This window comes from Geomicrobium sp. JCM 19037, from assembly GCF_000698105.1.
Taxonomy (GTDB): Bacteria; Bacillota; Bacilli; order Bacillales; family Marinococcaceae; genus Geomicrobium_A.
This window is the reverse complement of record NZ_BAWZ01000023.1, coordinates 60,605-66,642: the sequence shown is the minus strand read 5'-3', so window position 1 is coordinate 66,642 and position 6,038 is coordinate 60,605. Positions and strand designations below refer to the sequence as shown.

Here is a 6,038-nt window from a genome sequence, read left to right as displayed (position 1 = left end):
CTTTGAAGTTTTCGTATTTTCTTGCTCATTTTTTTGTAGTGTTAATACCGGTTCTCCATTTTCTGGCTCTTCCCACTGAAATTTTGACAACACAAATCCTGCTTGCTCCAGCCGATCGGTTAAAAGCGGGGTCATGACCGTCTTTATCCACTCTGGTTCCTGTTGTTTTGTGCGAATGTTTAAGAAAAGTTGCTCTTTGACGACTTGCATGTCAATGACGGTGTCACCGAGCATTTCCAGATTTAGAAAAAACAGAATTCGAAAAGCTTCATGATGCTCTCGCTTGTGTAGTAAAAACAAATCGGTATATGTTTCTTCTCGCTCTAGTGGAATATAAAATGCTTGAAAGTCATGAATTGCAGCGAGCAGATGCGTGCCGGCAATTTGTTGGGCAACGGAAGTAAACAATGTTACCGCCTGCGGGCTCATCTCCGTATTCATACCACGCTCCAACGTTTGCACGAGCATTCGTTGACTTGTACTCGTGTCTAGTAATTGTTTCACTTGTTGTACGTGCATCACTTCTTGGCCAACAAGTCGCTGCAGAGCTACGCGTTCATGAGCGGTTAGGTTTTGAAGAGAGAGGATCGTTTTCAAACGCTCAAACATCTGTGAAGAAGGGGTTAACCAAGTGCTCCACTCACGCGATTGAGTATACGCTGGATACGTCTCTTTTAGTTGGTGTATAAATGTCTCTCTCGTCGCGGTTGCCACTCCCTCGTTCACAAGCCCAATCCTCGCCAGCAACATTCTTGCCCCTTCTCCCTACGATGCGGTACTTCTCGTCCAGTTGCTTCTTGGAGCAATTGCTCCAATCGGGAGGTCGTCACTGCCTGATTTGCTGAAACAGACGATCTTTCTAAAAGGGTCGTAAGCAATTGTAGAAATTGATTGGAGGACGGTGTTGCCGCTTGCATCGTCGTGGAGCTTTGCAGTTTACGAAGGAACGCTGATGCCCCTTGGTCTCCTCGCGTGAAAGCGTCGATGGCTTGATAGACCGAAGGGGTTAACGGCAAAAGTTGTTGAATCATCGCTCCGACAATCTTCACTGCGTGCGCATCTTTTCTTCCAATCGCTTTTAGCAGTTCCCCCCCTTGTTGCAAAGCATTCGTAGTAAACGGCGTTTCGTCTCTTAAAAAACGACCGAGCAACGCCCGTTCCTGCCGGTTATTCCTAGACCTGTTGCACTCAATTGGTCTTTAGACGGGGAGTTGGACGGGGTGGGAAATACTTTCAAATGGACCTCACCTTTAACCGACTGCACTTGAAATAAATAGCGCTCATTTGCTGTGAGCGGGGCTTCGAGACGAGCAACCATCGAACCGCCGGATGTATGTACAACAGCTTGACGTCCCCTATAAATCTTTGTAATTCGTCCACTAAACCATTGGCCAGGCGTTAGTTTAGGCTTACCAAGCGTTAGATCTCTTGACACCGATAATGAACGGTTTATGTTTGATGGTCCATACCTACACCCTCTCTTAGAGTAAACGTTCGGCGACTGGACGGAAACTCAAGCGATGTTCAGAAGAAGGTCCATAATCATCAAGAGCATCAAGATGGCGCTTCGTCCCGTATCCTACGTGCTGGTCAAATCCATACACCGGGAAGCGTTCATGAAGCTCCCTCATAAACCTGTCTCTCGTCTCCTTAGCGACAATCGAGGCGGCTGCTATGGCAGCACTGTGCTGATCACCTTTCGTCAGTGAGGTTTGGCGAATGGGCACGGGTAACGTCATCGCATCAACGAGTAAATGATCCGGTTGGGTCGGCAATGTTTCAATCGCCCGTTTCATTGCTAATTGCGTAGCATAATAAATGTTGATTTCGTCAATTTCTTCAACAGTCGCCTCACCAATGCCTACAACGCACGTTTCCATAATGAGGGTATATAGACGGGCTCTCTCTTTTTGTGAAAGTTTTTTTGAATCATCAATGCCCGGCAGCATCACGTGCTCAGGGATTATAACTGCAGCTGTCGTCACCGGTCCAGCTAGTGGACCTCGCCCGACTTCATCAATGCCTGCAAAGTTCCACGTGCGACAGAGACGATACTCTTCATTTCTTTTATCGGTATATATGTTCAAATCTGTTGTTTGTTTTTCGATGAGTGCATCGTACTGGGAGAGAAGCTTTTGAATGCCTTTTCTTTCGTCTGCACGCAGCGCTTTAAGCCAGTTCTCGTCATGCACTGCACCTTCTTCAAATAACTGGGCTTTCACTGCTTTATGCTTTCCTTATTCATCGTTTTCTCCTTTTTAAAAAAAGGGAGCGTTACGTGTAGACGGTCGTTATGGCCGTTCTAGCGTAATTCTCCCTAACTTCTCTGAACGAAACTCCCTCAAAATCAGTTCGGAAGTTTGATCAAAATCGATGTCTCCTCCGCTCATTAGACAGCCTCTTCTTTTTCCAATTTCTTCAAACCACGCCACATCTTCAGTCGGAGCTTCTTTTATGTTATAGCGCACAGTTAGCGCATTTGGGTATTGTTCTTTAAGATAACGAATCAAATATAGGGCAACATCAGAAAAGTCTAGACGCTCATCTTTAATGGCTCCTGTCGCTGCCAATCTAAGGCCGACCGTTTGATCTTCAAACTTTGGCCAAAGGACGCCTGGCGTATCGAGCAGCTCCATTTTTTTGCCAACTTTTAACCATTCGTTCTTTCTTGTCACCCCTGGTTTATTCCCGGTTGTTGCTTGGTTTCTCCCGACAAGTCGATTAATGAGCGTCGATTTTCCTACGTTTGGAATGCCGACAATCATGGCACGCACAGAACGTTGTCGAATGCCTTTTTGCTTCAACTTATCCATCTTCGGTTCTGCCTGATTGAGCACTTCTTTAATGAGTGTTTGTATGCCTGTGTTTTTCTTGGCGTCCACCACGACTGCTGCTTGTCCACGTTGTTCGTAGTGGGCGACCCACTCTTTCGTTCGTTCTGGATCTGCTAAGTCTGGTTTCATAAAAACGAGCACTCGCGGCTGGTCAGTTACGACTTCTTCTAACACCGGATTTCTAGAAGATTCTGGGATGCGGGCATCTAGCAGTTCAATCACGACATCGACTTTTTTAATATTTTCTTTCATCTCCCGTATGGCTTTAGCCATATGTCCGGGGAACCATTGTATTGTCATGGTTACAACTTCCTTTACTTTTAGAAGTGCGAAAAAGGAGCCTGTATGGTGGCAAGCTCCTTTCGTTGGTCTACAATTTAGCGAAGTTCTTTTACTCTTGCTGCTTTTCCTTGAAGTTTACGCAAGTAGTACAATCTTGCTTGACGTACGCGACCACGGCGCTTCACGTCAATCTTAGCGATTCTTGGTGAATGAACCGGGAATGTACGCTCAATTCCTACACCAGAAGAGATCTTACGCACGGTAAACGTTTCGCTAATTGAACTTCCGCGACGCTTGAGTACAACACCTTGGAATACCTGAATTCTCTCACGAGAACCCTCGACAACTTTAACGTCGACAGCGACTGTATCTCCAGGACGGAAGTTAGGTACATCACTCTTTAGTTGAGCTTTGTTAATTTCACGAATAATGTTTGTCATAAGGCATACTGCCTCCTTTCTTCTCGGATGCTCTTACGGGATTTCCATAGCGGAACATCGGATTCAAGGGCTTTCGCCACAACTGCTATCATAGCATATGGACAGCCGTTCTTCAATTGTTTCCTTCAAATTCTTTTATCCAAACGTGTTCTCGTTCGGACAGTTCTTTTTGTTCGAGCAAATCCGGTCTCCGCTGCCACGTTCGCTTCAGCGCTTCTTTTTCTCGCCACTCATGAATACGCTCATGATGACCAGAGAGCAACACTTCAGGTACGTGCAAACCATTCCACTCGGCTGGTCGGGTGTATTGAGGATGTTCCAATAAACCGGTACTAAACGAGTCTTTAACCGCCGATTCATCATTTCCGAGCACTCCAGGCTGCAAACGAATGACGCTATCTGCAACAATCATCGATGCCAGCTCCCCACCGGTAAGCACGTAATCCCCTACAGAAATCTCATCTGTGACGAGCGTGCGAATACGTTCATCATACCCTTCATAATGGCCACAAATAAAAACGATTTGATCAGCGTCGGCAAGCTCTTCCGCTTTCTTTTGTGTGTATGCTTCGCCTTGAGGGCATAACAGGACGACTCGTTCCTTTTCTGTGCGAGGAATTGCCTGCAACGCATCGTGAATCGGTTGCGCACGAAGCACCATGCCTGCACCACCGCCAAACGGGTAGTCATCGACTTTCTTGTGCTTATTATCGGTATAGTCTCGGAAATTCGTAATCGTGTAAGTGGCACTACCTTTATCATTCGCTTGTTTCCATATGGAAGACTCTTTGACTCCAGTAAACATCTCTGGAAAAAGCGTTAGAAAATGAAGGTTCATTCGTCTAACAATCCTTCCATTAGCCGCACGGTGACGACTCGTTCAGAACGATTGACATCAATGATGACATCATCAATATACGGCAATAACACGTCTTTTTTCATCGGTTCATGTCGCTTGACGACCCACACGTCATTCGCTCCAGGAGAAAGTATTTCTTTCACGACACCAAGCGTTTGTCCATCAGTTGTAACAACGTTCAACCCGACGATTTCACTATAGTAGAAATCACCTTCTGGCAAATGCTCGCGCTCAGATTCATGCACTTGCAATTCAGCATCTCTAAGCGTATCTGCGCTCTCCTTAGAATCAATGCCTTCTAACGTGAGAAGTTGAAATTGCTTATGAGTCCTTGAGCCTGTAATTTTAACCGATGAACGGTTTTTGTTTTTGCCAAGAAGAGAAAGTGTGTTACCTACTTGAAACCGTTCTTCTTTGAAATCGGTTGACGGAATGACACGCACCTCACCCCGCACTCCATGGGTATTAACAATCGTCCCCACTTTAAAATACTCAGTGTTTGACGTCATGATCTCCTTGATCTCCTTTAGTGCGAATCTCTGTAACCATACCATCTTCAATGATGATTTCATCTTCTAGCTTATGGTCTGCCCATTTGTCGCCGACTTTTACATCGGTCGTACGTTTCAACGTTTCACTTGTTACAAGAGAACCTTCTGGAAGCGTACGAATCTTATTCTCACGAAAAGTAATGCTTTCAATTCGTTGTGTACGCTTCTTTATTTCCGCGTTAAACCTCGTTTTTACGAGCGCTTTGTTGTTGGCATCGGTTTGCTCTTTCGCTTGTTTCTGTGATTGAAAACGGAGTTGTTCCGTCTCCGTCATCAAACGCTGCTTGTCTTGTTCCATTTTAGCCAATAATTTCTTCCGATAGTCTTCGGTGAGTACATGACGAACGAGCACTTTCTTTTCAATTCTCATTGGATCACCTCTAGTTGATATGTAATACTTTCAATATACCATTAATCTTGTCCGGATTGAGCAAAAACGAGTAAAAAGAAAGAGGAAGGCTTCGCCTCCCCCTCACACGTCCTTAATCAGCAATGTTTAGTCGAACCTTTCCGTGATCCCGGTTCGCTGCGGCCAAAACCGTGCGCAATGCGCTTGCAACTTTGCCGCTTTTGCCGATGACTTTCCCCATGTCTTCCTTGTGCACAGACAGCGTTAACACTGTCGTTCCTTCTTGTTCCACTTGGTCTACGTGAACGTCTTCAGGGTGATCCACAAGCGTCTGGGCAACGGTCAAGACGAGTTTTTTTAGCATCGGTTAACCTACTTGCCGTTCTTCGCGTTATGGACTTTCTCCATAAGGCCAGCTTTAGAGAATAGGTTACGTACCGTGTCAGATGGTTTAGCTCCATCTAGCATCCACTTAAGCGCACGCTCTTCTTTCACATCAAATGTGTTTTCTGTAAGAAGCGGGTTGTACGTTCCAATCTCCTCGATAAAGCGACCATCACGTGGTGCGCGAGAGTCCGCAACAACTACACGGTAAAAAGGTCTTTTCTTTGATCCCATTCTTTTAAGACGAATTTTCGTTGCCATAATCCTCAACCTCCATTATATTTGTTTTCTTTTTTGTTTAAAAGGCAGAACGCCTTGCAATAATTCTAGTGAATTCAT

General features: G+C 45.4%; 11 protein-coding genes. All 11 read right to left on the bottom strand.

The genetic code is table 11. The annotated features are described in order from the left end of the window. A partial coding sequence (locus JCM19037_RS13700) for a hypothetical protein (RefSeq protein WP_042402032.1) occupies positions 1 to 750 on the bottom strand: 750 nt, incomplete at its 3' end. Further along, the gene (locus JCM19037_RS13695; protein ID WP_042402029.1) at positions 723 to 1,151 is read right to left on the bottom strand and encodes a hypothetical protein; all 429 of its coding nucleotides are present in this window, start codon (positions 1,149 to 1,151) and stop codon (positions 723 to 725) included. The genes JCM19037_RS13695 and JCM19037_RS13700, both read right to left, overlap by 28 nt. Next, positions 1,133 to 1,435, bottom strand: coding sequence for a hypothetical protein (locus JCM19037_RS25150; protein WP_152549075.1), 303 nt, complete (start codon positions 1,433 to 1,435; stop codon positions 1,133 to 1,135). The genes JCM19037_RS13695 and JCM19037_RS25150 overlap by 19 nt, the downstream gene beginning before the upstream one ends. Before the next feature lie 46 nt (positions 1,436 to 1,481). Further along, positions 1,482 to 2,222, bottom strand: coding sequence for a ribonuclease HII (locus JCM19037_RS13690; protein WP_042402026.1), 741 nt, complete (start codon positions 2,220 to 2,222; stop codon positions 1,482 to 1,484). A 69-nt stretch (positions 2,223 to 2,291) separates the two neighbouring features. Continuing rightward, positions 2,292 to 3,134 carry a ribosome biogenesis GTPase YlqF gene (gene ylqF, locus JCM19037_RS13685; protein ID WP_042402024.1) on the bottom strand — a complete coding sequence of 281 codons (843 nt, stop codon included), beginning with the start codon at positions 3,132 to 3,134 and terminating at the stop codon, positions 2,292 to 2,294. A 77-nt stretch (positions 3,135 to 3,211) separates the two neighbouring features. Next, positions 3,212 to 3,556, bottom strand: coding sequence for a 50S ribosomal protein L19 (gene rplS, locus JCM19037_RS13680; RefSeq protein ID WP_042402021.1), 345 nt, complete (start codon positions 3,554 to 3,556; stop codon positions 3,212 to 3,214). Positions 3,557 to 3,668: 112 nt separating this feature from the next. Further along, positions 3,669 to 4,394 (bottom strand): tRNA (guanosine(37)-N1)-methyltransferase TrmD, encoded by a 726-nt coding sequence (trmD, locus tag JCM19037_RS13675; protein ID WP_042402019.1) that lies wholly within the window; start codon positions 4,392 to 4,394, stop codon positions 3,669 to 3,671. Beyond that, positions 4,391 to 4,924 (bottom strand): ribosome maturation factor RimM, encoded by a 534-nt coding sequence (rimM, locus tag JCM19037_RS13670; protein WP_042402016.1) that lies wholly within the window; start codon positions 4,922 to 4,924, stop codon positions 4,391 to 4,393. Before rimM ends, trmD begins: the two co-directional genes overlap by 4 nt. Next, positions 4,908 to 5,336 (bottom strand): YlqD family protein, encoded by a 429-nt coding sequence (locus tag JCM19037_RS13665; RefSeq protein WP_042402014.1) that lies wholly within the window; start codon positions 5,334 to 5,336, stop codon positions 4,908 to 4,910. Before JCM19037_RS13665 ends, rimM begins: the two co-directional genes overlap by 17 nt. A gap of 112 nt (positions 5,337 to 5,448) precedes the next feature. Beyond that, a complete protein-coding gene (locus tag JCM19037_RS13660; RefSeq protein WP_042402012.1) occupies positions 5,449 to 5,679 on the bottom strand; it encodes a KH domain-containing protein in 231 nt (76 codons plus the stop codon). Between the two features lie 8 nt (positions 5,680 to 5,687). After that, on the bottom strand, positions 5,688 to 5,960 hold the full coding sequence (gene rpsP, locus JCM19037_RS13655) for a 30S ribosomal protein S16 (RefSeq protein WP_042402009.1): 273 nt from the start codon (positions 5,958 to 5,960) through the stop codon (positions 5,688 to 5,690). Positions 5,961 to 6,038 lie beyond the last annotated feature (78 nt).

Excerpts from the sequence above, each read along its gene's own strand:
- ylqF (WP_042402024.1), bottom strand. The coding sequence starts at position 3,134 with ATGACAATACAATGGTTCCCCGGACATATGGCTAAAGCCATACGGGAG.
- rplS (WP_042402021.1), bottom strand. The coding sequence starts at position 3,556 with ATGACAAACATTATTCGTGAAATTAACAAAGCTCAACTAAAGAGTGAT.
- trmD (WP_042402019.1), bottom strand. The coding sequence starts at position 4,394 with ATGAACCTTCATTTTCTAACGCTTTTTCCAGAGATGTTTACTGGAGTC.
- rimM (WP_042402016.1), bottom strand. The coding sequence starts at position 4,924 with ATGACGTCAAACACTGAGTATTTTAAAGTGGGGACGATTGTTAATACC.
- JCM19037_RS13665 (WP_042402014.1), bottom strand. The coding sequence starts at position 5,336 with ATGAGAATTGAAAAGAAAGTGCTCGTTCGTCATGTACTCACCGAAGAC.
- JCM19037_RS13660 (WP_042402012.1), bottom strand. The coding sequence starts at position 5,679 with ATGCTAAAAAAACTCGTCTTGACCGTTGCCCAGACGCTTGTGGATCAC.
- rpsP (WP_042402009.1), bottom strand. The coding sequence starts at position 5,960 with ATGGCAACGAAAATTCGTCTTAAAAGAATGGGATCAAAGAAAAGACCT.